Below are 26,668 nucleotides of genomic sequence, written 5' to 3'. Positions count from 1 at the left end.
TGTCGAGACACTACGCGTCGATCGCCGACATGTTGATGGGCTGAACGTCCAGCTGGACGAATGTCCAGGTCGCATCGTCCCTGGCGGCGTACATCGTTAGGGGGTTCCCTGATGTGCGATCGGTGCGGGTCGCCGACGATCGCGGCATGACCTTGAAGCTCTCCCTCCTCGCGGCGACCGTCGTGGCCCTGCTGGCCCCGGCGGCGGCGCAGGCCGGAACCCTCTCCTACGAAGGCGACACGCTCGTGTTCAAAGCCAGCGACGGCGCGCAGGACTCGCCGATGCTCGGCATGGACGACGCCGGCAAGCTGACGATCTCCGAGGAGGGCCTGACCCTCGCCCCGGGCTGCACCTACGACTACACGGCGCACTGCCCGATGCCCGCGCGCGTGCGGCTCGAGCTCGGCGACGGCGACGACTGGAACAGCTTCGCGTCCGACTACCCCGACGCGCTCCCGGCCGAGGTGCTCGGCGGCGAGGGCAAGGACCAGCTGCAGACCTACGGCGCCGACAACGTGACGCTCGACGGCGGTGGCGGCAACGACATCCTCAAGGGCTGGCAGTCCAACGACACGCTGCGCGGCGGCACGGGCGACGACGAGATCAACGGCTCGGGCGGCAACGACCACATCGAGGCCGGCGAGGGCAACGACACGCTCTCGCCCGACACCTACTACGGGCCGGGCAACGACTACGTCGACGGCGGCCCCGGCGTCGACACCGTCAACGACTGGACCATCCCCGGCAACGACTACAACCCGCCGGTGTCGCTGAGCATGGACGGCGTCGCCAACGACGGGCGCCTGAGCGCGGGCGAGGTCGACAACGTCCTCAACGTCGAGAAGGTCGTCTCGCACGTGTCCGGCACGCTGTCGGGCGGCGAGGGCAACGACGACTTCGACGTGTGGGCCAACCTGGACGAGGGCAACTCGACGCTGCTCGGCAACGGCGGCGACGACAAGCTCGTCGCCGGCGACTACCAGGACACGCTCGACGGCGGCCCCGGCAACGACTTCATCAACGCCGGGTTCGGCAACGACGTCGTGACCGGCGGCCCGGGCCAGGACACGATCCAGGCCGACGCCACCAGCGCCTCGTGCGGCTGGTACTCGTACACGTGCAAGATCCCCTTCGGCAACGACGTCGTCAACGCCCGCGACGGCGAGGCCGACACGATCGACTGCGGCGTCGGCGAGGACCGCGCCGTGGTCGACGCGATCGACACCGTCGCCAACTGCGAGACGGTCGACAAGGCCGGCGCGACCACCGGCCCGGGCGCGCCCGCCGGCAACGACAAGCCGGCCGCGACCGGCCCGAAGGTCACCGCCAAGCAGAAGGGCACCAAGCTCAACGTCACCGTCTCGTGCGCCGGCGCGTGCAAGGTCAAGGCCACGCTGGTCGTCAAGCGCAAGACGGTCGGCAAGGCGTCCAAGACCCTGCTCAAGGCGGGCGACGCGAAGCTCACGCTCAAGTTCAAGAAGCCGCGCAAGACCGTCAGCGCGACGCTCAAGATCACGGTCGAGGGCGCCGACGGCAAGACGTCGACGTCCAAGACCGTGAAGCTGAAGCGGTAGCTAGCCGCGAGTGCGGTACAGCCGCGAGGTGAGCGGCGCGAAGATCAACGTCAGGCCGGCGGCGACACCGAGCGAGATCGCGATGTCGCTGCCCGCCGCGTTGCCGTACATCAGGCCGCGGGCGGCGTCCGTCATGATCGAGATCGGGTTCACGTTCACGAACGCCTCGAGCACGCTCGGCAGCGTCTCCGGCCGCACGAACGCGTTCGACAGGAACGTCAGCGGGAAGATGAACATGAAGCCGGCGTTCATCACCGCGCTCGGGGAGCGCAGCAGCAGGCCGAGCGTCGTGAACAGCCAGCTGACGCCGAACGAGAACACGACCGTGAGCGCGAGCGCGGCGATCACGCCGAGCGGGCCACCGTCGGGGCGGAACCCGAGGATGAGGCCGAGCGTGGTGATCACGACGCCGGCGATCACGTAGCGGACCGCGTCGCCGAGCAGCGCGCCCACGAGCGGCGACGGGCGCCAGATCGGCAGCGTGCGGAAGCGGTCCACCGCGCCTTTCGTCAGGTCCGTGTTCAGCGAGACGCCCGAGTACACGGTGGTGAACACCACGGACATGACGAGCAGGCCGGGCAGCACGTAGTCCAGGTAGGCGCCGGTGGAGCCCTCGATCGCGCCGCCGAACAGGTACGTGAACATCAGCAGGAACATCACCGGCGTGATCGTCACGTCGAGCAGCTGCTCGGGCACGTGCTTGATCTTCAGCATCCCGCGCCAGCCGAAGGCCATGGCGGCGCTGAAGGCGCTCGGCCGCGGCGGGCGGGGGACGGAGGAGAGCGCGTTGCGGATCGCGATGTCGTCGGTGGCGCTCATGCCTTGACCTCCTCGTCCGCCGTCTCGGCGGTATGTCCGGTGAGGGCGAGGAAGACCTCGTCCAACGTCGGCTGGCCGAGCGCGAACGACGCCACGCCGACCCCCGCCCGCGCCAGCGCGGCGATCGCCTCAGCGCCCTTGTCGGCCTCGCCGCACTGCACGTTGAGCGCCGACGGGTCCGGTTCGAGGTGCACGAGCCCGAGCTCGCGCGCGAGGATCGTCTCGGCCTGCTCGCGCTGGGCGGGGTCGAGCAGCCGCACGTGCAGCGTGGCGCTGCCGACGCTCGCCTTCAGCTGGCCCGGCGTGCCCTCGGCGATCACCTTGCCGTGGTCGATCACGGCGATCCCGTCGGCGAGCTGGTCGGCCTCGTCGAGGTATTGCGTGCACAGCAGGACGGTCGTGCCGGCCGTGCGCAGCGCGCGCACGATGTCCCACACCTGGTTGCGGCTGCGCGGGTCGAGGCCGGTGGTCGGCTCGTCCAGGAACAGCAGCTCGGGCGTGACGACGAGGCTCGCGGCGATGTCCAGCCGGCGGCGCATGCCGCCCGAGTAGTTCTTGGTCAGCCGCGACGCGGCGTCCTCGAGCCCGAAGGCGCCGAGCAGCTCATCGGCGCGGGCCTTGGCCGCCTTGCCCTTGAAGCCGTACAGGCGGCCGAGCAGGATCAGGTTCTCGCGGCCCGTCAGGTCCTCGTCCACGGAGGCCATCTGGCCGGTCAGGCTGACGACGCTGCGGACGGCGTCGGCCTCGCGGACGATGTCGTGCCCGAGGATCTTCGCGCTGCCGCCGTCCGGGGCGAGCAGCGTCGCGAGCATCCGGATCGTGGTCGTCTTGCCGGCGCCGTTCGGGCCGAGCACGCCGTAGACCGACCCGCGGCGGACCGCCAGGTCGACCCCGTCCACGGCCCGGAGGTCGCCGAAGGTCTTGACGAGGCCTGAGGCCTCTATCGCGAGGTTCGTGGTCATCAGAAGCAGGGACTCCCGGTCGGCGGAAAACTCATCGGGCGTTCACGAAGGTACGCGCAAGGGGCGGCCGGGCGCAATCCGGCATCCGGCCTAGGACCGGCCGAGGAGCCCGCGTTCGAATCCGATCGCGACGGCCGCGGCCCGGTCGTTGACGCCGAGCTTCGCGTAGACGTGGATCAGGTGCGTCTTGACGGTCGCCTCGGAGATGAACAGCTGCGCGGCGGCCTCGCGGTTCGTCGCGCCCTTGGCGATCAGCCGCAGCACCTCGAGCTCACGCGGGGAGAGCGGCGCCTCCGGCTCGGGCGCGCGCACCCGGCCCAGGAGCGTGGCGGCGACCGTCGGCGCCAGCACCGACTCGCCACGCGCGGCGGCGCGGACGCCGCGCAGCAGCTCCTCGCGCGGCGCGTCCTTGAGCAGGTAGCCGGTGGCGCCCGCGTCGATCGCGGCGAGCACGTCCCGGTCGTCGCTGAACGTGGTCAGCACGAGCACGCGCGTCTCGGGCGACCGGCGGCTGAGCTCGCGGATCGCGGTCACGCCGTCGGCATGCGGCATCCGCAGGTCCATCAGCACCACCTGCGGTCGGCGCGCGAGCGTGAGCGCCACCGCCTCGCGGCCATCGGACGCCTCGCCCAGCACCTCGAACTCGGGGTCGCCGGTGAAGATGCCGCGCAGCCCGTTGCGCACGACCGGGTGGTCGTCGACGATGAGGAGGCTGATGCTCACGCGGGCACGGCGGGGACGCTGGCGCTGATCGCGGTGCCCTCTCCCGGGGAGGACTCGACCGCCAGCTCGCCCCCGACGCCGCTGACGCGCTGGCGCATGCCGGTCAGCCCGTAGCCGTGGCGGGTGGGGTCGAAGCCGACGCCGTCGTCACGCACGTCCAGCGTCACCACGTCCTCCATGTAGGAGAGCGTGAGGCCGACGCGGGAGGCCCGCGCGTGCCGGGCGACGTTCGTCAGCGCCTCCTGGGCGGCGCGCAGCAGGGTCACCTCGACCTCCGGGTGCATCGGCCGCGGCGTGCCGGTCGTCGTGAACTCGGCGGGCAACCGGTTCGTGCTCGACCAGCTCGTGGTGACCTTCTCGATCGCGTCGGGGAGCTGGGCCTGCTCGAGCTCGTGCGGGGTGATCGCGCGCACCGAGCGGCGCGCCTCGGCGAGGCTCTCGCGCGCGAGCCGGGTGGCGGCGTGCAGATGGCCCTCATCGTCGGAGCCCTGCGAGCGGGCGTGGGCGGCGGCCTCGAGCTGGGCGACGATGCCCGCCAGGCCCTGCGCGAGCGTGTCATGGATCTCGCGCGCGGTGCGCTGGCGCTCCTGGGCCACGCCGGCCTGGTGCTGGCGCTCGTCGTTGGCGAGCGCGACCACGAACATCGCGCCGGCCACGCCGACGTTGATCACGGCGAGCAGCGGGAACAGGCCCGGCATCGCGTAGTCCTGCAGCGGCCAGCCGCCGGACTGGCAGAGCGCGCTGAGCACGGCGGTGATGACGATCGGCGGCGCCCTCCACCAGCCGGGGATGTGGTCGACCGACAGGTAGCCGATGAACACGAAGAAGCCGAACAGCGGGCTGCGCGTGGTCATCGCCACGCACAGCGCGAGCAGCCCGACGACGTAGATCCCGGCGACGCGCGGCGTGGTGGCGTCGATCCGGCGGAAGAGCAGCAGCCAGCCGAGCGTGACCGCGGAGATCGCCAGCGTCGGGGCGGTCGCCGTGCGTCCGTCGACCGTGACCGCGGCGGTCGTCGACAGCACGAGCAGGACGTACGGCAGCGCCGGCATCCCCTGGTCGAGGCGGCGCTGCCAGGTGTCGGCGGAGACGGTCACTCCCAGCGGAAGACCCTAGCCGCGACCGTGCCCGCTCCGACCGCGGTGACGGCGAGCGTGAGCAGCATCAGCGGGTCCTGGCCCGCGCCGGTGAACGCGTTCTCGAGGCTCTCCCGGAACGCGCCGAGCGGCGTGAAGTCGCCGAAGCGGCTCAGCCAGCCGGGCATCTGCTCCTTCGGCAGCCAGATGCCGGCGAAGAACAGGCTGGGGAAGAAGAACGCGGCGCTGTAGACGTAGCCGACCTTCGCGTCGGGGGCGACCGCGGACACGAGCGTGCCGACCGCGAACAGCGCGGCGCCGCCGAGCAGGATCACGGCGATGAGCGCGAGCGGCGCCTCCGGGAGGTTCATCCCCAGCGCGGTCGCCAGGCCGAGCACGAGCGGCACCGAGATCAGCGCCACCACGCCCTGGACGACCACCTGGGCGGCGAGCAGCTTGGCCGGGTGCACCGGCGTGGTGGAGAGGCGACGCAGGACGCCGCGCATCCGGTAGTCGGCCATGAAGCCCGGGAGCATGAAGATCGCCGCCATCCCGAACGCGAGCGCGAGCGCGAGGCTGGGGAGGATCGTGTCGAGCGGGACCTGGTCGTCCAGCTCGGGGTCGGGCTGCGCGGCGCTGGCGGAGAGGCCGAAGGCGAGCACGATCGCGAGTGGGAGCAGCAGGCTGAAGGCGATCCCGATCGGCTCGCGGAGCGTGAGCCTGGCCTCCGTGCGGATGAGCTCGATCATGCGGTCGTCAGCTCCACGAAGGCGTCTTCGAGGCCGCGCCCGCCGGCGAGGTCGCTCGGCGCGCCGAGCGCGACGACGCGGCCCGCGTGGAGCACCGCGACGCGGTCGCACAGGCGCTCGACCTCGTCCATGAAGTGGGTGACGAGCACGACCGTGAGGCCGTCGTCCTTGAGGCGCTCGATCAGCGCCCAGACGTCGCGCCGGGCGTGCGGGTCCAGGCCGGTGGTGAGCTCGTCCAGGACGGCGATCCGGGGCCGCCCGATCAGCGCCAGGCCGACCGACACCCGCTGCTTCTCACCGCCGGACAGCTTGCCGTAGCGGGCGTCGCGCCGGTGCGTGAGCCCGAGCAGGTCGATCAGCTCGTCGGGGTCGCGCGGATCGGGATAGAAGGACGCGTAGAGGGCGAGCGCCTCGTGCACCGAGAGCCGGTCCGGCAGGGTGCTCGCCTGCAGCTGGACGCCGACGCGTGCGCGGATCTCGTCCCGCTGGGTGACCGGATCGAACCCGAGCACGTCGACCCGGCCGCGGTCGGGCGTGCGCACGCCCGTCAGGCACTCGACGGTCGTCGTCTTGCCGGCGCCGTTGACGCCGATGATCCCGAAGACCTCGTTCGCGGCGACCTCCAGCGACACGTCCTCGATGGCCACGACGTCCCCGTAGCGCTTGTGCAGATGCTCGATCTCGATCACGTCGCCGAGTCTGCGGCCGGCGGCGCGATCGCACATCAACCACCTGGTTGATTCGCCCTCCACCGTGCGGCGGTCGCTTCGAGGCACGCCAGCAACGCGGGCTCGTCGAGCGCCGGGTCCTGCTCGCGCAGCCACTTCACGGCGGCGCGCCGTCCGCCGACCGCGCGCAGGCCGCGCTCGCCGTGCTCGTGCACGAAGTCCGCGAGCGCGCCGAGCCGCCGCACCCGCACGCGGTGGGCGGCCACGTCCAGCCGCGCCCGGTGCGCCGCGAGCGCGTCGGCCAGCTCGGCCACGCCCCGCACCGGCGCGATCGAGGAGACCGCCAGCACCGGCGTCGTCCGGGCACCCAGCGCCCGCAACGCCACGCGCAGGTCCTCCTCGGCGCGCGCGGCGGCCGTGCCCAGGTCGGCCTTGGTCACGACGAGCACGTCGGGGACCTCCATGATCCCCGCCTTCAGGAACTGGAGGGCGTCGCCGGAGCCGGGCTGGACGACGACCGCGACGGTGTCGGCGGCCTCCGCGACGTCCGTCTCGGACTGGCCGACGCCGACCGTCTCGATCACGACCACGTCGAAGGCGTTCGCGAGCGCCTGCGCGGCGGCGCGGGTCGCGGGGGCGAGCCCGCCGAGCCGCTCGCCGGCGGCCATCGAGCGGATGAACACGTCGCGGTCGGCCGGGTCGTGCTCGATCCGCGCGCGGTCGCCGAGCAGCGCGCCGCCGCTGCGCTTGGAGGACGGGTCGACCGCGAGCACGGCGACGGACCGGCCGCGCCCTCGCCACTCGCGCAGCAGCGCGGACAGCAGGGTCGACTTGCCGACGCCGGGCGGACCGGTCACGCCGACGACGTGGCCGGCGCCGTCGCCGGCGGCGGAGACGAGCGCGGCGGCTTCCGCGCGCGCGGTCCGCGTCTCGAGCAGGTTCAACGCCGCGGGCGCGGCCGACCGGTCGCCGGCGGCGAGCCGCGCGCCGAGCTCAGACCCGGAGGGAATGGCGCTCGGCGACGAGGGCGACGATCTCGTGCATGATCCGGTCGAGCTCGAAGTCCTTGGGCGTGTAGACCGCGGCGACGCCCGCGGCCTTCAGGGCGGGGACGTCGGCGTCGGGGATGATGCCGCCGACGACGACCGGGATGTCGGCGCCGTCGAGCGCGGCGATCACGTCCGGGATCAGCTCGCGGTGCGAGCCGCTCAGGATCGACAGGCCGATCACGTGGACGCCCTCGTCGACCGCCGACCGCGCGATCTGGGCGGGCGTGAGGCGGATGCCCTCGTAGACGACGTCCATGCCGGCGTCGCGGGCGCGCACGGCGATCTGCTCGGCGCCGTTCGAGTGCCCGTCGAGCCCCGGCTTGCCGACCAGGATCTTCAGCGTCCGGCCCAGCGCCTCGGACAGGCCCCCGACCTCGTCACGCAGCGCCTCGTCGGCGGCGGGGGACGCGGCCTCGCCGACGCCGGTCGGCGCCCGGTAGCCGCCGAAGACCTCGCGCAGCGCGCTCGCCCACTCGCCGGTGGTGACGCCCGCGCGGGCCGCCGCCAGCGTCGCCGGCAGGATGTTCTCGTCGCTCGCGGCCACGCGGCGCAGCTCGGCCAGCGCGCCGGAGACGTCGCCGCGCTCCGCGCGCCAGGCCGCCAGCGCGTCGCGCGCCTCGGCCTCCACGCCCGGGTCGACGACGAGGATGCCGCCGTCGTCGCCGACCATCGGCGACGGCTCGGTCTCCACGAACCGGTTCACGCCGACGAGCACCTGCTCGCCCGACTCGATCCGCGCGATCCGCTCGCGGTGGGACTCGACGAGCGCGGCCTTCATGTACGGCACGGCCTCGACCGCTCCGCCCCGCTCCTCGACCCGCGTCAGCTCGGCCCGCGCGCCCTCGAGCAGCTCGTCCACGAGCCCGTCCATGACCACGGACCCCTCGAACAGGTCCGGGTACTCCAGGAGGTCGGTCTCGTACGCCAGCACCTGCTGGATGCGCAACGCCCACTGCTGGTCCCACGGCCGCGGCAACCCGAGCGCCTCGTTCCACGCCGGCAGCTGCACCGCTCGCGCCCGAGCGCTGCGGCCCAGCGTCACGGCCAGCGCCTCCAGGACGATCCGTTGGACGTTGTTCTCCGGCTGGGACTCGGTCAGCCCGAGCGAGTTGACCTGCACGCCGTAGCGGAACCGCAGCGCCTTCTCGTCGGTCACCCCGTAGCGCGTCCGGCCGAGCTCCTCCCACAGCACGGACATCGCGCGCAGCTTCGCGTGCTCCTCGACGAACCGCACACCCGCGTTGACGAAGAACGAGATCCGCCCGAACACGGCCGGCATCCGCGCTTCCGGCACCCGCTCACGGACCGCGTCGAGCACCGCGCACGCGGTGGCCATCGAGAACGCGATCTCCTGGACGGGCGTCGCGCCGGCCTCCTGCAGGTGGTACGAGCAGACGTTGACCGGGTTCCAGCGCGGCACGTGCTCGACCGTGTAGGCGACCATGTCCGCGATCAGGCGCATCGACGGCCCGGGCGGGAACGCATACGTCCCGCGCGAGAGGTACTCCTTGATGATGTCGTTCTGGGTCGTGCCGGACAGGGCGGACTCGTCCACGCCCTGCTCGGAGGCCGCGACCACGTAGAGCGCGAACAGCCACGCGGCGGTGGCGTTGATCGTCATCGACGTGTTCATCTCGCCGAGCGGGATGCCGTCCATCAGCGCGGCCATGTCGCCGCGGTGCGCGATCGGCACGCCGACCTTCCCGACCTCACCGCGCGCGAGCTCGTGGTCGGCGTCGTAGCCGGTCTGCGTCGGCAGGTCGAACGCTACGGAGAGCCCGGTCTGCCCCTTGGCGAGGTTGCGCCGGTACAGCTCGTTGGACCTGGCCGCCGTGGAGTGGCCCGCGTAGGTGCGCATCATCCACGGCCGGTCGCGCTCGGGGAGGCGATGCGTCATGCGCCAACGATATTGCCCCTCCTGGCGGGCGGGTGGAGCTTCGTCACTCGATCAGGCCGCGGCGCATGCCCTCCGCGACCGCGGCCGCGCGATCGGAGACCTCGAGCCGCTCGTAGAGCCGCTGCAGGTGCGTCTTGATCGTCGACGGCGACAGATGCAGCTCGGCGGCGATCTGGGGCGCCGACAACCCGTCGGCGAGGAACTTGAGCACCTCCGCCTCGCGCGGGGAGAGGACCGTCGGCGTCCGCTCGCGACGGTCGCGCACCTCCCGCATCAGCGCCGCCTGCACGGACGGCGCGAGCACCGTCTCGCCCTGCGCGATGCGGATCAGCGCGTCGCCGATCTGCTCGGGCGTCGCGTCCTTCTCCAGCACGCCGGCGGCGCCCGCCTCGATCAGGCGGTACGACGTGGCGGGGTCGAGGCTGCCGGAGACGAACAGCACCCGGCAGTCGAGCCCTTCGCGGTTGATCGCGTGCAGGACGTCGAGGCCGTCGAGGTCGGGCATCTCGACGTCGAGCACGGCCAGGTCGGGCTGCGTCTCGAGCGCCACGGCGATCGCCTCGCGGCCCGTGCGGGCCTGCCCGATCAGCTCCAGCTCGGGCCGCGCGCCGACGCTGTGCGTCAGCGCGAAGAGGAACAACGGGTGGTCATCGGCGACCAACACGCGCAGAGTGCCGCTCATACCGCGGATCTAACTGCACATTGATCGACATCGCCAAACCGTGCATGAGGTTCTGTCCTTCGTTGTCAGCTTCCACCGATCGGATGAACGGCGGTTCCCCCGGAGCGGATTCCCTAGGGTGCTGGGGATGCGGGCCATCGACGTGCGTCACCAGGGTCGGGAGAAGGTCATCTGCTGCTGGGAGGTCGACGGGGTGCTGATCGACCCCGGGCCCGGGGTGACCGAGGAGACGCTGCTCGCGGCGCTCGGGGGTGAGCGTCCGCGCGCGCTGCTGCTGACCCACATCCACTTCGACCACGCGGGCGTCAGCGGCTCGCTCGTGCGGCGCTGGCCGGACCTGCCCGTCTACGTGCACGAGCGCGGCGCCCCGCACATGGTCGATCCGTCGCGGCTGATGGCCTCCGCCGGCCGGCTCTACGGCGGAGACGAGGGCCTGCGCGAGCTGTGGGGCGAGATGGTCCCGATCCCCGAGGCGAACCTGCGCGTGCTCGAGGGCGGCGAGCGGGACGTCGAAGGCGCCTTCCGCGTCGAGTACACGCCGGGCCACGCCTCACATCACGTCTGCTACTTCCACGAGCCGTCGCGCTGGGCGTTCGTCGGGGACGTCGGCGGGGCGCGCATCCCGCCGCACGACTTCACCGTCGCGCCGACCCCGCCGCCGGACATCGACGTGGAGGCGTGGAAGGCGTCCGTCGCGCGGGTGCGGGCGTGGGACCCGGTCGCGCTGGGGTTGACGCACTTCGGCGAGGCGCGGCCCGAGCAGCTGGACCGCGTGCTGGCCGCCCTCGAGGCTCAGGTCGAGCTCGAGGGGAGGGGCGACGAGGCGACCTTCGTGGCCACGATGGACGAGCGCATCCGCGCCGGCTGCGGCGAGGACGCGGAGTCGATGATCCAGGCCACGCCGTTGGACCAGCTCCACATGGGGCTGGCCCGCTGGCGGAAGAAGCTCGGGGCCTAGGACACCTGGGCGTCGCCGTACATGTCGTCGGGCGCGGTGCTCGCGCTGCCGGCGGCGATCTCCTCGCCGTCTGCGCGCGAGCCCGACGCGACGATGTCGGCGAACGTGTAGAGGACCGGCACCTGGTACCAGCCGGAGTGGGCGGTCTTGAAGGCCGTCATCTCCGGGCCGTACCACCACGCCTCGAAGTCCGCCTTGGACTCGAAGGTCGAGCAGTGCATGAACTTGTACATGTCGTCGCGGTTGCGGTAGACGATGTAGTCCAGCGCGCCGTAGCGCATGGCGGTCGGCGCGACCTTGGCCACCGCCTCTGCGAACTGGTCGCCCCGGAACAGGGTCGCGTACCACGGGATCTGCGCTACTCCGAGTGCCATCTCAGGCTCCTACCTCCGCCCGGATCGCGCCGGGACCGTCCGCTGTCTTGCCGAGCCCCTCGGAGGGCGCGCCGACGAGGATCGAGATCTTTCCGAGGTGCTGGTTCTGGTACATGAGCTGATGTGCCTCGGCCACCTGGTCGAAGCCGAGTGTCCTCCAGAGTACGGGACGGACCTTCCCCGCCTCGATCAGCTCGTTCGCGCGGTGGCATTCCCAGGCGTTCGCGAAGTGCGAGCCGACGATCTTCTTCTGCCGCATCCACAGGTAGCGCACGTCGAAATCCAGCGTGTGGCCGGAAGTGGCACCGCAGATCACGACGGTGCCGAACGGCTTGACCGCGAGCACGCTGGTCGGGAACGTGGCGCGCCCGACGTGCTCGAAGACGATGTCCGGCTCGCCGCCCAGCTTCTCGGAGACGGCCTGGCAGAAGCGGCGTGACTCCTTGAAGCGCGCCTTCTCCTCGTCCGGGGTCTCGTCCCCGCGCCGCATCATGCCCGTGAACTCGTTGCGGTCGATGTAGTCGACGGCGCCGAGCTCCTTGACCAGCTCGCCCTTCTCGGCGCTGGAGACCACGCCGAGGCTGTCGGCGCCCGAGAGCCGGCAGAGCTGGTGGGCGAACACGCCGAGGCCGCCGGCGCCGCCCCAGATGAGCACGCGCTGGCCCTCCTGCAGGCGCGCCTGGTCGACGAGCATCCGGTAGGCCGTGAAGAACGTCAGGCCGTAGCAGGCGGCCTCCTCCCAGGCGAGCGCCTTGGGCTTGGGCAGCAGCTGCTGGGCCTGCACCTTGCAGAACTGCGCGAACGAGCCCCACGTGGTCTCGTAGCCCCAGATCTGCTGCGACGGCGCGGCGAGCGGATCGAGCCCGTGCACCTCGGGGTCCTCGTAGGAGGCCTGGTTGCAGTGCACGACGACCTCGTCGCCCGGCTTCCAGCGGGTCACGCCCTCGCCGACCTTCCACACGATCCCGGACGCGTCCGAGCCCCCGATGTGGTGGTCCTCGGTGCGGTAGCGGAAGACCGAGATCGGCTTGCCGAGCGCCGCCCAGACGTTGTTGAAGTTCACGCCCGCGGCCATCACGCGCACGATCACCTCGAACGCCCCGGGCTCGGGTACCTCCATCTCCTCCAGCTGGAAGGCGTCGGTCGGCTCGCCCTCGCGCTCGGCGCGGATGACCCACGCCGCCATCGTCTCGGGGAGCTCGCCAGGCTCGACGTCGATCGTGGCGATTCTGGAGGTATCGACGGACATGTCGAAACCCTAGTGCGGATCAGAACCAGTCGTGGCGCTTCACCCAGAAGAGTGTGAGCAGGATCACCGTGGGGATCACCAGCGCGCCGACGCCGAAGACGAGGAACTTCTCGCGGCTCTCGATGTGGTCCACCAGGAAGCCGAAGTTCTGGCCGAAGAACCCGGTCACGACGGTCCACAGCACGAAGATCGTGCCACCCACGGTCAGCCGGCTCGCCACGGCGTTGAGCCGGTCGGCGTTCGCGTTGAAGTAGGTCTGCGTCAGGGACATCAGGTCCTCCACCTGGCGCCCGAACTCGCTCGTGATCTGCACCAGGTGGTCGCCGATGTCGCGCAGGTAGGGGCGGGTGCCCTTGGCGAAGCCCTGCAGCCCGAGGATCGAGACGTGGGCGTTCTGGAACATGTCGCGCTGGGCGGCGGTGAGCCGGTGCAGCTCGCGGACGTCCTGCTTGAGCCGGTACGTGCGCTCGAGGTGCTCCCGCCGCGGGCGCACGAGGACCTGGCGCTCGAGCTCGTCGATCTCGTCCTCGAGCGCGTTGATGACCGGGTAGAACGCGTCGGTGAGGCCGTCCAGGACCCGGTAGACGAGCGCCTCCTCGTCGTGGATCGGCGCCGCGGCCAGCTCGTCGTGCAGGTCGTCCAGCGCCTGGCACGCCTCCTGGCGGACCGTGGCCATGAACCCGCCGGCGATGTAGATGTGCACCTCCAGCGGGCTGGCGGGCACGCGGGCGGTGAAGTACACGAGCAGCAGCTGCTCGTCGTACGGGTCGATCTTCGGGCGCTGGCCGAACTCGATCGTGTCCTCGAGCGCGACGGGGTGCAGCTCCAGGGCCTTGGCCAGCCGCTCGACCGCCGCGCGGTCGGGCTGGACCAGGTCGATCCAGAAGAAGTGATCTTCCTCGCGTAGACGCGCGATCAAGGGCTCGTCGACGCTGGTCAGGACATGCATCTTGCGCTAGACCATGGCAGCCTCGGTCTCGGCCGGAGCCGTCGGGCGGGCGACCGGGCGGCTGGGGTCGATCGTGAGCCAGGCGGCGATCGCGGCGAGCAGCGTGGCGGCCGCGGCGATCGTCAGGCCGGTGCCGAGGTCGTCGACGAACGCCTGCTTGGACGTGAAGTCGCCGACGAGCGCGCCGAGCGCGGCGACGCCGAGCGTGCCGCCCACCATCCGCGTCATCGACAGCGTGCCGGAGGCGACGCCCGCCTTCGTCCGGTCGACGGCGTTCATCGCGGCCGTGCTCATCGGGCTCATCGTGAAGCCCATGCCGAGCCCCAGCAGGATGAACGGGACGACGAGGAACGCGTAGCTCGTGTCCACCTGGACGCGGCTCTGCCAGGCGAGGCTCGCGGTGACGAGCAGCAGGCCGATCACGAGCGGCGTCCGCGGGCCGATCTTGTCGCTCAGGCGGCCGGCGAGCGGGCCGGCCACCATGATCACGAGCGTGCTCGGCAGGAAGCGCACGCCGGTCTCGAGCGGGCTGTAGCCGAGCACGTTCTGCATGTACAGGGCGAGGAAGAAGAAGACCGCGAACATGCCGAAGCTGATCGCGAACGCGACGAGGTTCGCGCCGAGGAAGCTGCGGGAGCGGAAGAAGCCGAAGTCGACGATCGGGGCGCGGGTGCGGCGCTCGATCAGGCCGAACGCTGCGAGGCCGACGACCGCGAGCGCGAACAGCGTCAGGATGCGCGCGCTGCTCCAGCCCCAGCTGTTGCCCTCCACGAGGGCGAGCACGAGCGCGGTCAGGCCGACCGTGAGCGCGGCGATCCCCGGATAGTCGACCTGGCGGGTCGCGGTCTCGTCACGCGACTCGTGCGTGGCGAACAGCGTGACGACGACCGCGACGGCCGCGACCGGGACGTTGAGGAAGAAGATCGCGCGCCAGGTCACGTCCTCGGTCAGCCAGCCGCCGACGAGCGGGCCGAGCGCGAGCGCGATGGCCGAGACGCCGGCCCACGTGCCGATCGCCTTCCCGCGCTCCTCCGGCGGGAACGCGTTGGTGATGATCGACAGCGTCGCGGGCATCATCAGCGCGGCGCCGACGCCCTGCAGCGCGCGGAAGGCGATCAGCGCGCCGTCGGACGGCGCCAGGCCGATCAGCGCGGAGGCGACCGCGAACACGACGACGCCGATCAGGAACACCAGCCGGCGGCCGAAGATGTCCCCGAGCCGGCCGCCGGTGACCAGCAGCACGGCGAAGCTCAGGCTGTAGGCGTTGATGGTCCACTCGAGCGCCGACAGACTGGCGTCGAAGGACCGCTGGATGCTCGGCAGCGCCACGTTGGTGACGGTGTTGTCGAGCATCACCATGAAGAGGGCGAAGCACATCGCCGCGAGCGTCCACCAGCGGCGGTTTTCGTCGGACACGTGGAGCATGGCTGGGAACTATCCAGCATGCGCCCGGCGCTTTTATGAGTGCCGGGTTACGGCAGCAGGACCTGGTTCTGGCCCGACTCGCGCGGAGGGCCGACGAAGACGCGCGCCTGGCGGATGGCCTTGTCGCGGACGCTGACCGCGTACCGGCCCTCGCGGGCGTCGATCGTGAGGCGGCCGGTGGCCTTGGCCGGGATGACCGGCGTGCTGGCGGTGCGGCCGCCGCGGGTGCCGCCCAGCTCGTCGGTCGCGAACGTCACGCGCTGAGGGCGGTCGGACTGGTTGGAGACGATCAGGACGATCTGGCCGGCGCCGACGGTGGTGGGGGAGACGCGGATGACGCCGTCCTGGACGGCGGCGGTCATGTTGACCAGCGGCGCCGGGCGCGGCAGGTTCGTGCGCCGGTCGCTCTCGCCGCATCCCGCGATGAGGACCGTGGCGGTCGCAAGGATGACGAGTCGGCGCACTGGATTCGGGACGTTACCTGGGTTCGCGGCCGCAAGCGCCGTTGCACCGTCCGACCCGTGTCGGATGCTGTCCGGCCCATGTTGGACCTGCCGCTCGCCACCGCTGAGTTCGTCGCCGTCGACACCGAGACCAACGGACTGAGCGGGGACAAATGCGAGTTGACGGAGATCGGCGCGGTCCTCGTCGGCGGCGGCGAGCTGCACGAGGAATGGGACTCGCTGGTGGGCGTGGCGCAGCCGCTCGGCCGCTACATCCAGCGCTTCACCGGCATCTCGCAGTCGATGGTCGACGACGCGCCCGCGCCCGAGGACGTGCTCCCGCGGCTGGCGAACATGCTGCGTGGGCGCGTGCTCGTCGCCCACAACTCGCGCTTCGACGTGCGCGTGCTGCGCCAGGCGTTCGCCCGCGCCGCGTTGGAGTGGCCCGACCCGCCGGTGATCTGCACCGTGCAGATGGCGCGCCGGTTCGCCCCGCTGCAGCGGCGGCGCGGGCTGGCGACGCTGGCCGGCGCGCTCGGCATCGACGTGGAGGAGGTCCACCGCGCGCTGCCGGACGCGCGGACGTGCGCGCGGGTCTTCTGCGCGCTGTTCGGCCGGCTGTGCGCGAACGCGCCGACGATCGGCGACGCGATCACGATCCTCGGCGCGAAGAAGGTCCGCAAGCGGCCCGCGTCCGTGCCGAACCGCCCGCGCGGCGAGCGCCCGCACCTGGCGGCGCTCCCGCACGAGCCCGGCGTCTACATCTTCCGCGACGCCGACGGGCAGCCGCTCTATGTCGGCAAGTCCGTGGACCTGCGCGTGCGCGCGCGATCGCACTTCACGTCCGGCGCGTCGTGGACGCAGCACGCCGAGCACGTCGACCACACGGTCACCGAGTCCGAGCTCGGCGCGCTCCTGCTCGAGGACCGGCTGATCAAGGCGCTCAAGCCGCCCGGCAACGTCAAGGGCAAGTCCGACCCCGACGGCTACGTCTACATCCGCTGCCGGCTGGACATCCCGTTCCCGATCCTCGAGGTGGCGCTCGAGCCCGCCGTCGGGCATGCGGTCTGCGTCGGTCCGGTGCGCGGCCGCGCGGCGGCCGCCGAGCTGGTCGAGCAGCTCAACTCGCTGTTCGGGCTGCGCCACTGCGGGCGGTCGATGCCGCGCCGGGCGCATCCGAGCGCGTACGGCCAGATGGGACGGTGCCTGTCGCCCTGCCTGAACGACCTCGACCCGAACGTCTATCGCGAGCGGCTGGACGAGGCGCTGCGGCTGTTCGTCGGCAAGAGCGGCGCCGCGGCGCTGCTGGCGCGGGTGGACGACCAGATCCGCGAGGCGTCGGCGGCGCAGCGGTACGAGCGGGCGGCGTGGCTGCAACGTCGGCGCGAGCGGCTCGAGTCGTTGCTGGCGCGGCTGGGCGGCGTGCTCCGCGCGATCCACACGGGCGCGCGGCTGGTCCTGGCGCCGCATCCGTCGGCGGCGGGGCGGTTCGACCCGATCTGGGTCGCCGGCGGGCGCGTGGTCGACTGGGGCGCCGCCGAGTCGTCGCTGGTGGACCGGTCGATGCGCGCGCTGAAGGCGGCGCCGCCGGCGGGGCGGCTCGGCGGATGGCTGTCGGCCGACGCGGTCGCGGAGGCGCGGCTGGTGGGGGCGTGGATCGCGTTGAACAAGCCGCCGACGCTGGAGCTCGGGCCGCGGGTCGGTGAAGCGCAGCACGAGCGGTTCCTGAGCCGGCACGGGTTCGTCCTGCACCGAGGCGAAGGGGAGCGCGGCCTCGCTTCCGTGGCCGGCTAGGGCCGGACCGGCACGCGACGCTAGGCGGCGAAGGCGGCGATCGCCGAGCCGGAGAGCTCGGCCTTGGGGACGAAGCCGCGGGCGCCGCAGTGGTCGAAGTGCGGCGGGTAGTCGGAGGCGTCGCGGCTGGACGTCAGGACGACGGCGGGGCCGCCCATGCGGGACAGGCGGCGGGTGACCTCGATGCCGTCCACGTCGGGGAGGCCGATGTCGAGGAGGACGACGTCGGGCCGGAGGCGCTCGGCGGCGGCGATGCCCTCGCCGCCGGTGGCGCTCTCGCCCACCACGCGGTAGCCGTCCGCCTCGAGCAGCGCACGCGCCGCGTTGCGGAACCCGGCGTGGTCGTCGACGATGAGGACGGTCTGTGGCATTGCGATCACTATCCCCGCAACGGGCGCTCCTCAAAAGCGCGGTAGCTCGTGTCACCGGAGCGGGCAGCCGCACCCTGCCGGGGGGAGTAGCGCCAGTGTCACAGTCGCCCTAGCTGGTGCAACTGAAGGGCCGATGGACGTTGATGCTCTCTATCAGCGCCACCGGGACGCGTTGCTCGTGTTCCTGGTGCGCCGTACGGCGGACACGGAGGTGGCGCTCGACCTGTGGGCCGAGACGTTCGCCCAGGCCGTGGCCTCCAGCCGACGCTACCGCGGCACGACGGACGCGGAGGCGGCGGGCTGGCTGTACGGGATCGCCAAGCGCCAGCTGGCGCAGTACTACCGCCGCGGTCACGCCGAGCAGCGGGCGCTGACCAAGCTCGGCCTGGAACGGCCGCCCGCGTCCGACGCGCTGCTGCGCGAGGTCGAGCAACGCGCCGCGCTCGCCGACCTGCGCCGCGACCTCGCCGAGGCGCTCGGCGCGCTCTCGGAGCCGATCCGGGACGCCGTCCAGCTGCGGATCGTCGACGAGCTGCCGTACGCGGACGTCGCCCGCTCGCTGCGCATCTCCGAACCCGCGGCCCGCGCACGCGTCTCACGCGGCCTGGCCGCGCTCGCCGACTTCCTCGACCCGATCGCCATCCGGGAGGCGACCGCCACATGAACCTCGACGCCTACATGGACAGCTTCGGCCGCGACCTCACCCGTGCGGCCCGGACCCGACGACGCCGCGCCGGGCGCCGGCTCGCCCTCGCCGTGCCGATCGCCGTCGCCGCGACCGCCGCCGCGATCGTCGTGCCCGGCGGGGGCGGCACCGTCGACGCGATTGCCGCCGCCCGCGCCGCGCTCGCGCCGACGGGCGAGATCGTCCACATGAAGATCCGGATGACCCTGCCGGGCAATCGCCCGGGGTCCGAGACCGAGCAGTGGTACGCCGCGGACCCGGTCCGCTGGCGCACGCGCCAGGTGCTGCGGGGCGCCGGGCGGATCGAGATCGCCTCGTCCGACGACCGGCTGCGGGTCTACAACGCCCGGCGCGATGTCGTCACGATCTACGACGACGCCAAGCTGGCGACCGGCCCGAACCTGTTCGGCACCGACCCGGCGTCCGACCTGCGCGAGCAGCTCGCCAAGGGGGACGTGCGTGACGAGGGCGTCGTCCGCTTCGACGGCCGTGACGCCCGCCGGCTCGTGCAGGAGGTCAAGCACGACGGCTTCACGCAGCGCTTCGTCTATTACGCCGATCCGACCACGTTCGCACCCCTCGCCGGCCAGCTGACGATCCTGCGCAAGCACGGCAAGGCGCTGCGCGGCCCCGAGTACCGGGTGACGGTCTACGAGCGGCTGCCGCTCAACGAGCAGACCGAGGCGCTCCTGAAGCTCGACAAGACGCCGAGCACCAGGTACGTGTGGTCGCCTAGGATCGCCGCCCGCCCCACGCGAGGACGCTGAGCGGCCCGAGCGGCGCCTTCTCGTGCACCGGGGCGGGGGACGTCACGACGTGCTCCTCCGGGTCGTGTGCGACCACGTGCATGACGCTCACGCCCGTGTAGCGCGCGACCGCGTGCGGGAGATCGGCGCGGATCCACCTCGAGGACTGGCCCGGCAGCGTCGCGACGATCACCTCGTCGTGGCGCATCGGGTCCCACACCTCCGACAGCGCCTCGAGCGGGTGCGGGTCGCACACCATCCCGTCGCAGCTCTTGATCCCGGCCCGGCGCCACTCCATCAACGCGCCCTCGAGCCGCTCGTGCGCGACGGCTCGCTCCGCGGTGCCCGGGCCGCCGGCCGGCATCACCAGCGTCGCCACGATCGGCCCCCGCTCGCCACGGTGGACGAGCGCCTCGATCAGCTCAGGCGCCGCGGCGGTGCGATTGGCGAGCACGATCACGTGAGCGGCCATCGGGCGGCTCCCTTCATCGGGTGCGGATTGCTACAAAGGTGAACGTTACCGCGCGAACGGGATGTCCACGATGAGCGCCGACGCGCCGTCGGCCTCCACCGTGTCCCCGGGGTTCGCCTCGCGCCGCACGAGCGCGAGCGCGATCGGCCCGTGCTCGGGCGACACGACCACCGAGCCGAGCTTGCCGACGACCTTCTCGCCGAGGCGCAGCTCGGTGCCCGAAGGTGCCGGCTCGTCGAGCTTCAGGCCCAGCAACCGCCGGTTCGGCTTGCCGCGGTAGAAGAGCCGGGCAACCGTCTCCTGACCGACGTAGCACCCCTTGGTGAACGAGACGGCGCGTTCGTTGAGGCCCGCCTCTTGGGGGATGACGCTGTCGTCGAGGTCCACGCCGTAGCGGGGGCGACCGGTCTCCACGCGGACCACCTCCGCGAGGGCCTCGTCGCCGTCGGGGAAGTCCAGCGCGCCACGGACGGCCTCACGGTCCTCCGCCCAGCAGAACACGTCGACGCCGACGTCGGTCCGGACGGCCACGACCGTCTTGCCGCCCAGCTCCACGCGCGCGTTGTCGTGCTCGTCGGGGCCGGCGAGGTCCGGCGCGTCCGGGCCGATCACCGAGAGCAGCGTCATCTCGAGCGTGCGCTTGTGCAGCTCCACGTCGCGTCCGAGCTTGGTCCGCCGCAGCAGGTTGAACAGCTCCTGGAGCGCGACCCGCTCGCAGTCGATCAGCAGCTCGTCACCGAGGTCGAACACCCGCAGGTCGCCGAGCATCTTGCCCTTGTGGGTCAGGAAGGCGGCGTAGCAGCCCTTGCCCGGCTCCAGGGCCAGGATGTCGTTGGTCACCTGGCCGTGCAGGAAGTCCTTGGCCTCGGCGCCCGTCAGCGCGAGCTTGCCGCGCTCGGATCGATCGACGACGAAGGTGGTCACTGACGAAACGTTAGCGCTCCTCGAGGCGGGCCAGCCGGCGCCGCACCTCCCGCTCGAGCTCATCGAGCACGCGGTCGCGCGCGACGCCCGCCGACAGGGCGCTCCGCACCACCTGCGCCTCCTCGGCGCCGTCGAGCCGCTCGAGCAGCGCGAGCAGCCCGTCGAGGTCGTGGGGGAGTGGAGCAGACGCCATTAGTACGCTCTGGTGCAGATCATGCCGCTTGCCGACGACTTCCAGCAGATCCTCGACGCGCTGCCGTCGGACTGGACCGACCTCGAGCTCGACCTGCGCGTCGACGAGGACCACTACGTCGATGCCGCCACGCTGCTCGTGACGTGCAACGCCCAGCCGTACTCCAACTACGACTGGCACTTCCACCTGATCGTCGCGCACCACTTCGGGCACGCGGCCGCGCCGGAGGTCGTGCGCGGGACGCTGCGGCTGCTCGACGACAAGGACATCGCGGGCGAGCTCGCCCTGCGCGAGGTGCGCGCGGGCCGCGTCGAGACGATCAACACGTGGGGCCGCCCGGAGTCCTGGCGCGAGGAGTTCAAGCGCCTCCGGGCTCAATAGTGAAGGTGGGGCAGCCCCTCCGCCCCACCCCGATCATCCGACCTTAACCGGCCGCTTCGTGGGCGTCGCGCGCGACGGACGAGTCGCGTCCCGCCCCACGCTCGATCGCCCCGAAGTACGGCTGGCCCGCGGTCCACGCGGGCGCCGCGTCGTCCAGCTCGGCCGCCAGCGCGTCGGTGTCCGCGTCCGGCACCTCCTGCGTCATCGCGCTCAGCGCCTCCTCGGGCTCCTTCTGCGCCTGCTCGTAGCCCCGCTGCAGCGCGCGCACGACCGCGACGACCTTCGCGCGGTCGTCCTGGAGGATCACCTCGTCCACGCACAGCACGAGCTTGGCGGGCGGCACGATGGCCATCACCACCGTGCACCCGGACGGCGGCGTGGCGGTGATCCGGAAGTCGGCGTCACCTTCTCTTGACGGCTCGAGCTCGACGCCTTCGCCCTCGTCGTAGGTGCGGTACGTGGCGAAGTAGACGCCCGCGTCGTCCGCGGTCACGCGGGGCGGCAGGACGATCGGGACCTCCCCGAACTGGCTGGTCGTCTGCGTGCTGCCGCAGGCGACGAGGATGAGAGCGAGAAGCGGTATGAGGGCGCGCGGCACCCGGGTATGGTGGCGGACCGTGAACTTGCACCTGGGCCCGCTCCTGCGGCACACGACCGAGGACGAGGCCACCATCTGGGTGCAGACCGACGGCCCGTGCCGCGTCGAGGTGCGTCCCGAGGGCGTCGAGCCGTGCTTCGAGCACACGTTCACGGTCGAGGGCCACCACTACGCGCTCGTCCACGTGACGGGTCTCCCGCGCGGCGCCACGACGCCGTACGAGGTGGCGCTGGACGGCGAGGTCGTCTGGCCGGAGCCCGACAGCGCGTTCCCGCCGAGCGTGATCCGCACGCAGACGCCCTCCGACCACGTGAAGGTCCTCTTCGGCTCCTGCCGCGTGGCCGCGCCGCACGAGCCGCCGTACACGCTGCGCAAGGACGAGGACCCGCGCGGCCGCGAGGTCGACGCGCTGCGGGGCCTCGCGCTCGAGCTGATGCACCAGCCCGTCGAGACCTACCCGCACGGGCTGATCCTGCTCGGCGACCAGGTCTACGCCGACGAGGTCCACCCCGACGTCGAGGAGCAGCTCGACGGCGAGTTCGTCGAGACGTACGACGACTACGTGGACCTGTACACGGCGTCCTGGGGCGAGCCGGTCATCCGCTGGCTGCTGTCGACGGTGCCGAGCGCGATGATCTTCGACGACCACGACGTCCACGACGACTGGAACACGTCGGTCGAGTGGCTGGCCGAGATGCGCCAGAAGGGGTGGTGGCGGCGCCGGATCGTCGCCGCCTTCGAGAGCTACCTGATCTACCAGCACCTCGGCAACCTGTCCCACGCCGACCGCGCCGAGTACCAGCTCTACCAGGACCTCCAGCACGGCGACGAGCCCACGGAGCGGCTGCGCGAGTACGCCCGCCGCGCCGACGCGGAGGTCGAGGGCACGCGCTGGAGCTTCTGCCGGGACATCGGCCCCGCGCGGCTGGTGATGGTCGACTCGCGGGCCGGCCGCGTGCTGGACCCCGGCAAGCGCTCGATGGTCGACGCCGACGAGTGGGAGTGGATCAAGGAGCACGCGACCGGGGACATCGAGCACCTGATGATCGGCACGTCGCTGCCGCTGATCATGGGCCCGGCGATGCACTGGCTCGAGTCCTGGAACGAGGTCACGGCCGACGGCGGCTGGGGCAAGCTCGTCAAGCGGGTGGCCGAGAAGCTCCGCCAGGAGCTCGACCTCGAGCACTGGCCCGCCTTCCAGGACTCCTTCCACCGGATGATCGCCCACCTGCGCGCGGTCGGGGCCGGTGAGCACGGCGACGCGCCGACCACGATCACCGTCCTCAGCGGCGACGTCCACCACGCGTACCTGGCCGAGATCGGCTTCCCGCCGGGCAGCGGCGTGCAGTCCGCGGTCTGGCAGGCGGTCTGCTCGCCGTTCCGCAACCCGCTCGACGCGAACGAGCGGCGGGTCATCCTCGGCGCCTGGACACGCGCCGCCGGCCGCTTCACCCGGCTGTTCGCGAAGGCCGCGGGCGTGAAGGACCCCGAGGTCCGCTGGCGCCTCGCGCACGAGAAGCCGTGGTTCAACAACCAGGTCGCCTGGCTGGAGTTCGAGGGCGAGCGCGCCAAGTTCGTGCTCGTCAAGGCGCTCCCGCCGGAGGATGGCAAGGGCGACCCGATCATGGAGCGGGTGTTCGAGCGATCGATCGAACCCAACCGCGTCTTCGCGAGGACTTAAGACACACTCTTCGCGCTGGGGTCATGATCAGGTAGCGAACCGCTGGGAGCCGCTACGCACCACGTGACCAGAACCGATGCTGATCTCCTCGCCGATGCGAGACAGGATCCGGCCGCCTTCCGGGAGTTCTACGACCGGTACGCGACCTGGGTGCACTCGTGGTTCTCACGCCAGACCGGGTCCGACTCCGCCGCGTTGGATCTCACGGCGGAGACGTTCGCCCAGGCCTGGCACTCCAGCCGGCGCTTTCGTGACATGGCCGACGGCTCGGGGGCGCCGTGGCTGTTCGGGATCGCGCGCAACCTGCTGCGGCAGTACCACAAGCACAACCGGATCGAGAGCGCGGCTCGCGAGCGGATGGGCATGCCGACGGCGTGGGCCGAGTGCGAGGACTACGAGGCCGTCGACGAGCGGATGGTCGCGTCGTCGTTGGCCCCGTTGCTGCGTATGGCCGTCCGCGCGCTGCCGGCGGAGCAGCAGCGGGCGCTGGAGCTTCGCGTCGTACAGCAACTGGACTACGAGGAGGTCGCGGGCGAGCTGGGCTGCACCCAGAACGCCGCGCGGCTGCGCGTGTCCCGCGCATTGAGGGCGCTGGGACTCAAGCTGAGGGGAGCACAGGCATGACCACGACCGCACCGCCCGTGGGTGACCACGCCCGCGTCCGCAGAGTCGCCGAGCGCACGCGCTCAGCCCGGCTCATCCGGGATTCGATCGGACTCTTGAGCTCCAAGTGGTCCGTCGACGTCCTGCTCGCGCTGGGCGACGGCACCCGCCGCTACCACGAGCTGCTCGAGGACCTCGCTCCGATCTCGGAGAAGGTGCTCACGCAGACGCTGCGCGCGATGGAGCGCGACGGCCTCCTCGTCCGCCGCGTGCACGCCGAGGTGCCACCGCGCGTGGAGTACGCGCTGTCGCCGCTCGGCGCGACCATGGCCCCGCCGCTGAAGGCGCTCGGCTCCTGGTCGCTCGCGCACGGCAAGCGGGTCGAAGAGGCGCGTGACCGCTTCGACGCTCGCGCGGCCGCACGCGTGAGAGCGGCGTAGCTATCGCCTGAAGTTCTCGACCAGCCCGGCGAGCGACGTCGCCATCGCGGCGAGGTCGGCGCTGGCCGCGGCGATCTGCTGCGTGGCGGCCGAGGACTGCTGCGTGGCCGCCGACACGTCGCTCGTGGCGGCACTGGCGTCGCGCGCGATCTGCCCGACCTCGCTCGTGGCCTCCGCCATCCGGTTGATGCACGCCGAGACGCTCGTGATGCTGTCCGACAGCCCGTGGAACGCGGCCTCGGTCTCACGCACCGTCCCGTTGGAGGACTCGGCCAGCTTGCGGACCTCGTCGGCGACCACCGCGAAGCCGCGGCCGGTCTCACCCGCACGGGCGGCTTCGATCGCGGCGTTGAGCGCGAGCAGGTTCGTCTGGTCGGCGATCGCGGCGATCTGGGTGGTCAGGGCGACGCCCTGACCGGCGAGGTGCGAGGCGTGCGCGGCGAGCTCGACGGCCTCGCGGTTGATCGCCTCGGCGTCCGCGATGCTCTTGATCTGGCGCTCGGCGCCTTCGGCGACGCCGCAGGAGAGGCGGGCGATGTCCTCGATGGCCGTGCCCGTCTCGCTGGTCGTGGCCGACATCTCCTGCGAGGCGCCCGAGACGCGCTCGGCGCTCTCGCCGATGCCGTCCACGATCGTCGCGACGCCGCGGCGCGTCTCGTTGTAGAGCTCGAGCCCGCCCTGGGCCTGGCCCAGCATGACGTTGAAGGTCTCGCCGAGGGTGCCGAGGTTCGCGCCGTGCGGCGCTTCGATTGGGGTCGTGACGGGCTGGACGTCCACGGTGAGGTCGCCCCGCGCCATCGCGCCGAGACCCTCTCCGAGCCCGGTCAGGCAGTGCTGGGAGAGGCTGTCGAGCCGGTCCTGCAGACCGTCCAGGCAGGACTGGTCGCCGAGCGCGGACCGCATGGTCTCGCGCACGCTGTTGTACCCCACGAGCGCGGCTTGAGCCTTTTCCAGCATCGAGTTGAAGAGCTCGACCAGCTCCTGCGTCTCGGGGTTGTCCGACCGCGTGGCGATCGGCTTGGTCGCCGGGTCCACGCGTACGGTGAGGTCGCCCTGGTTCATCGCGTCCAGACCCGCGAGGAGGTTGGTGAGGCAGTGATCGTGCAAGCTGCGCAGGCGGGCGCGCAGCTCGTCCGCGGCCACGTCTGGCGCGGCGACCGCGGGAGCGGGTTGAGTGCGACGAAGCAAGGACACGATCATGTGATCGGCGCAGAGACGCTCGTGTTGAGCCGACCGCTGAAGAACCGTTCATCTTGGGAGGTTTGCGCGATTCGCGTTCGGTTTGGCATCGACGGGTCGTCCAGGTCACTCGAATTGCGTATACGCACGTTCCCGTCAGCATTCGCGGGAGGTGGCGCGATCGCGGTGTAATCGCCCGCGTACGCGGCAAGAGAAGGGACGTGACCACCACGTGCGCGCCCAGGGCAGGCGCGCACCGCGCAGCGGCCCGAGTCACTGGGGAGCGACAGGGCCGGCGCGCTCCGCGCGTTCCCTCATCTGGCGCCGGGCCGAGTTCCTTCCCGAGGTCCGGCGCCCGCGGAGGGCGTCATCCGAGCTGGACGCCGCGGCCCGTGGACGGGCGCCGGTAGCCCGTCGCGCGCTGGACGCTCGACGGCCGCCACAGGGCCCCGCCCCGCAGTGTCGGCACGCCTTGCGCGTTGAGCGCGTCGGCGATCGCCTGCAGCGTCATCCCGCGCTCGCGCATGCGCGCGATCCGCTCCTGCAGCTCGGGTATGTCGGCGACCGACGTGCGGCCGCGGTCGTGGACGCGCGCGTTGGCGAGCGCGATCAGCTTGCCGCTCTCGGTGGCCGTGTCCAGCGCCAGGTCGAGTGCGATCAGCCGGCGCCGCTCGTCGTTGAACCACGTCAGCAGCGGACGGAGGTTGGCGGCGTTGGCGGACAGGTCGTGGAGCCGGGCGAGCACCAGCACCTCCGCGCGGTGCTCGGCGAGCTGCTCGAGTGCCCACACCAGGGAGGGGCGCTGGTCGCGCCCCTCGGGGTCGACGTCGCCGACGACGCGCACGAGCTCCAGCCCGCGCTCATCGCAGCAGCGCCGGATCTCGACGCGTTCACGCGTGAACTCCATCTCGTCGGCGGCCGTCGCGCACACGTAGCCGAGTGCGCGTGGCCGCTCCCAACGGGCCGTGCTGGCTTCGATCACTGCCACTCCCACCGTTTCGTCC

General features: G+C 71.9%; 30 protein-coding genes. 9 read left to right on the top strand and 21 right to left on the bottom strand.

The features are described from left to right. Positions 1-146 precede the first annotated feature (146 nt). Entirely contained in the window at positions 147-1,574 is a 1,428-nt protein-coding gene (locus tag C8N24_RS02075) for a calcium-binding protein (RefSeq protein WP_147447571.1), read from the top strand. On the opposite strand, the gene C8N24_RS02070 is transcribed toward C8N24_RS02075, so the two are convergent. The 9 genes from C8N24_RS02070 to C8N24_RS02030 form a co-directional block, all read right to left on the bottom strand. Continuing rightward, complete coding sequence (locus C8N24_RS02070) at positions 1,575-2,393, bottom strand: ABC transporter permease (RefSeq protein ID WP_121247503.1); 819 nt, start codon at positions 2,391-2,393, stop codon at positions 1,575-1,577. Beyond that, positions 2,390-3,355 (bottom strand): ATP-binding cassette domain-containing protein, encoded by a 966-nt coding sequence (locus C8N24_RS02065; RefSeq protein ID WP_121247501.1) that lies wholly within the window; start codon positions 3,353-3,355, stop codon positions 2,390-2,392. The genes C8N24_RS02070 and C8N24_RS02065 overlap by 4 nt, the downstream gene beginning before the upstream one ends. Before the next feature lie 90 nt (positions 3,356-3,445). Next, on the bottom strand, positions 3,446-4,078 hold the full coding sequence (locus tag C8N24_RS02060; RefSeq protein ID WP_121247499.1) for a response regulator: 633 nt from the start codon (positions 4,076-4,078) through the stop codon (positions 3,446-3,448). Then, complete coding sequence (locus C8N24_RS02055) at positions 4,075-5,175, bottom strand: sensor histidine kinase (protein ID WP_211339810.1); 1,101 nt, start codon at positions 5,173-5,175, stop codon at positions 4,075-4,077. Before C8N24_RS02055 ends, C8N24_RS02060 begins: the two co-directional genes overlap by 4 nt. Continuing rightward, a complete protein-coding gene (locus C8N24_RS02050) occupies positions 5,172-5,903 on the bottom strand; it encodes an ABC transporter permease (protein WP_121247497.1) in 732 nt (243 codons plus the stop codon). Before C8N24_RS02050 ends, C8N24_RS02055 begins: the two co-directional genes overlap by 4 nt. Further along, on the bottom strand, positions 5,900-6,592 hold the full coding sequence (locus C8N24_RS02045) for an ABC transporter ATP-binding protein (protein ID WP_211339809.1): 693 nt from the start codon (positions 6,590-6,592) through the stop codon (positions 5,900-5,902). The genes C8N24_RS02050 and C8N24_RS02045 overlap by 4 nt, the downstream gene beginning before the upstream one ends. Before the next feature lie 35 nt (positions 6,593-6,627). After that, entirely contained in the window at positions 6,628-7,515 is an 888-nt protein-coding gene (locus C8N24_RS02040) for an ArgK/MeaB family GTPase (RefSeq protein ID WP_245971738.1), read from the bottom strand. Positions 7,516-7,564: 49 nt separating this feature from the next. Then, positions 7,565-9,517 (bottom strand): protein meaA, encoded by a 1,953-nt coding sequence (locus C8N24_RS02035; RefSeq protein ID WP_121247491.1) that lies wholly within the window; start codon positions 9,515-9,517, stop codon positions 7,565-7,567. A gap of 43 nt (positions 9,518-9,560) precedes the next feature. After that, positions 9,561-10,199: a response regulator gene (locus C8N24_RS02030; RefSeq protein ID WP_121247489.1), complete on the bottom strand. Its 639-nt coding sequence runs from the start codon at positions 10,197-10,199 to the stop codon at positions 9,561-9,563. A gap of 127 nt (positions 10,200-10,326) precedes the next feature. Here C8N24_RS02030 and C8N24_RS02025 point away from each other — a divergent pair, with 127 nt between their 5' ends. Beyond that, positions 10,327-11,157 carry an MBL fold metallo-hydrolase gene (locus C8N24_RS02025; protein ID WP_121247487.1) on the top strand — a complete coding sequence of 277 codons (831 nt, stop codon included), beginning with the start codon at positions 10,327-10,329 and terminating at the stop codon, positions 11,155-11,157. Here C8N24_RS02025 and C8N24_RS02020 read toward each other — a convergent pair. Genes C8N24_RS02020 through C8N24_RS33595 form a run of 5 tightly spaced genes read right to left on the bottom strand, consistent with a single transcriptional unit; the run spans position 11,154 to position 15,618 of the window. Further along, positions 11,154-11,531 carry an antibiotic biosynthesis monooxygenase gene (locus tag C8N24_RS02020; RefSeq protein ID WP_121247485.1) on the bottom strand — a complete coding sequence of 126 codons (378 nt, stop codon included), beginning with the start codon at positions 11,529-11,531 and terminating at the stop codon, positions 11,154-11,156. The two genes, C8N24_RS02025 and C8N24_RS02020, sit on opposite strands and share 4 nt — an antisense overlap. A 1-nt stretch (position 11,532) precedes the next feature. Next, a complete protein-coding gene (gene ccrA, locus C8N24_RS02015) occupies positions 11,533-12,780 on the bottom strand; it encodes a crotonyl-CoA carboxylase/reductase (protein WP_121247482.1) in 1,248 nt (415 codons plus the stop codon). Positions 12,781-12,799: 19 nt separating this feature from the next. After that, complete coding sequence (locus tag C8N24_RS02010) at positions 12,800-13,729, bottom strand: magnesium transporter CorA family protein (protein WP_121247479.1); 930 nt, start codon at positions 13,727-13,729, stop codon at positions 12,800-12,802. A 6-nt stretch (positions 13,730-13,735) separates the two neighbouring features. Further along, positions 13,736-15,154, bottom strand: a complete 1,419-nt coding sequence (locus C8N24_RS02005; protein ID WP_121247476.1) for an MFS transporter — start codon at positions 15,152-15,154, stop codon at positions 13,736-13,738. A 47-nt stretch (positions 15,155-15,201) separates the two neighbouring features. Next, positions 15,202-15,618, bottom strand: a complete 417-nt coding sequence (locus C8N24_RS33595) for a putative periplasmic lipoprotein (RefSeq protein ID WP_170178782.1) — start codon at positions 15,616-15,618, stop codon at positions 15,202-15,204. Between the two features lie 78 nt (positions 15,619-15,696). Between C8N24_RS33595 and C8N24_RS02000 the strand changes: the two genes are divergently transcribed. Continuing rightward, on the top strand, positions 15,697-17,391 hold the full coding sequence (locus C8N24_RS02000; protein WP_170178781.1) for an exonuclease domain-containing protein: 1,695 nt from the start codon (positions 15,697-15,699) through the stop codon (positions 17,389-17,391). 20 nt (positions 17,392-17,411) lie between these two features. Here C8N24_RS02000 and C8N24_RS01995 read toward each other — a convergent pair whose 3' ends face one another. Beyond that, positions 17,412-17,762, bottom strand: coding sequence for a response regulator (locus tag C8N24_RS01995; RefSeq protein WP_121247470.1), 351 nt, complete (start codon positions 17,760-17,762; stop codon positions 17,412-17,414). A 133-nt stretch (positions 17,763-17,895) separates the two neighbouring features. On the opposite strand from C8N24_RS01995, the gene C8N24_RS01990 reads away from it, so the two are divergent. Both C8N24_RS01990 and C8N24_RS01985 read left to right on the top strand, forming a co-directional pair. Next, positions 17,896-18,426, top strand: coding sequence for an RNA polymerase sigma factor (locus C8N24_RS01990; protein WP_170178780.1), 531 nt, complete (start codon positions 17,896-17,898; stop codon positions 18,424-18,426). Then, a complete protein-coding gene (locus C8N24_RS01985; protein ID WP_121247467.1) occupies positions 18,423-19,214 on the top strand; it encodes a hypothetical protein in 792 nt (263 codons plus the stop codon). Before C8N24_RS01990 ends, C8N24_RS01985 begins: the two co-directional genes overlap by 4 nt. Here C8N24_RS01985 and C8N24_RS01980 read toward each other — a convergent pair. The 3 genes from C8N24_RS01980 to C8N24_RS01970 are packed head-to-tail and all read right to left on the bottom strand — an operon-like array spanning position 19,180 to position 20,782. Next, positions 19,180-19,665 carry a hypothetical protein gene (locus C8N24_RS01980; protein ID WP_121247464.1) on the bottom strand — a complete coding sequence of 162 codons (486 nt, stop codon included), beginning with the start codon at positions 19,663-19,665 and terminating at the stop codon, positions 19,180-19,182. The two genes, C8N24_RS01985 and C8N24_RS01980, sit on opposite strands and share 35 nt — an antisense overlap. Positions 19,666-19,710: 45 nt before the next feature. Next, positions 19,711-20,589: a CAF17-like 4Fe-4S cluster assembly/insertion protein YgfZ gene (ygfZ, locus tag C8N24_RS01975; RefSeq protein ID WP_245971737.1), complete on the bottom strand. Its 879-nt coding sequence runs from the start codon at positions 20,587-20,589 to the stop codon at positions 19,711-19,713. 10 nt (positions 20,590-20,599) lie between these two features. Then, a complete protein-coding gene (locus C8N24_RS01970) occupies positions 20,600-20,782 on the bottom strand; it encodes a hypothetical protein (protein ID WP_121247458.1) in 183 nt (60 codons plus the stop codon). A gap of 21 nt (positions 20,783-20,803) precedes the next feature. Between C8N24_RS01970 and C8N24_RS01965 the strand changes: the two genes are divergently transcribed. Beyond that, positions 20,804-21,163, top strand: coding sequence for a hypothetical protein (locus tag C8N24_RS01965; protein WP_121252876.1), 360 nt, complete (start codon positions 20,804-20,806; stop codon positions 21,161-21,163). Positions 21,164-21,206: 43 nt separating this feature from the next. On the opposite strand, the gene C8N24_RS01960 is transcribed toward C8N24_RS01965, so the two are convergent. Further along, positions 21,207-21,761: an ABC transporter substrate-binding protein gene (locus C8N24_RS01960; protein ID WP_121247455.1), complete on the bottom strand. Its 555-nt coding sequence runs from the start codon at positions 21,759-21,761 to the stop codon at positions 21,207-21,209. A gap of 19 nt (positions 21,762-21,780) precedes the next feature. Between C8N24_RS01960 and C8N24_RS01955 the strand changes: the two genes are divergently transcribed. The 3 genes from C8N24_RS01955 to C8N24_RS01945 all read left to right on the top strand — a co-directional run bounded on the left by C8N24_RS01955 (position 21,781) and on the right by C8N24_RS01945 (position 24,485). Continuing rightward, a complete protein-coding gene (locus C8N24_RS01955) occupies positions 21,781-23,442 on the top strand; it encodes an alkaline phosphatase D family protein (RefSeq protein WP_121247452.1) in 1,662 nt (553 codons plus the stop codon). A 63-nt stretch (positions 23,443-23,505) separates the two neighbouring features. Then, entirely contained in the window at positions 23,506-24,066 is a 561-nt protein-coding gene (locus C8N24_RS01950) for an RNA polymerase sigma factor (protein ID WP_170178778.1), read from the top strand. 95 nt (positions 24,067-24,161) lie between these two features. Further along, positions 24,162-24,485 carry a winged helix-turn-helix transcriptional regulator gene (locus C8N24_RS01945; protein WP_170178777.1) on the top strand — a complete coding sequence of 108 codons (324 nt, stop codon included), beginning with the start codon at positions 24,162-24,164 and terminating at the stop codon, positions 24,483-24,485. On the opposite strand, the gene C8N24_RS33590 is transcribed toward C8N24_RS01945, so the two are convergent. Together C8N24_RS33590 and C8N24_RS01935 are read right to left on the bottom strand one after the other, a co-directional pair. Beyond that, positions 24,486-25,673 carry a methyl-accepting chemotaxis protein gene (locus C8N24_RS33590; protein ID WP_170178776.1) on the bottom strand — a complete coding sequence of 396 codons (1,188 nt, stop codon included), beginning with the start codon at positions 25,671-25,673 and terminating at the stop codon, positions 24,486-24,488. A 358-nt stretch (positions 25,674-26,031) separates the two neighbouring features. Next, entirely contained in the window at positions 26,032-26,646 is a 615-nt protein-coding gene (locus C8N24_RS01935) for a recombinase family protein (RefSeq protein ID WP_121247440.1), read from the bottom strand. Between the last annotated feature and the right edge of the window lie 22 nt (positions 26,647-26,668).

This window comes from Solirubrobacter pauli (assembly GCF_003633755.1).
GTDB lineage: Bacteria > Actinomycetota > Thermoleophilia > Solirubrobacterales > Solirubrobacteraceae > Solirubrobacter > Solirubrobacter pauli.
The sequence above is the reverse complement of the archived record's forward strand: the minus strand, read 5'-3'. Positions and strand labels throughout refer to the sequence as shown.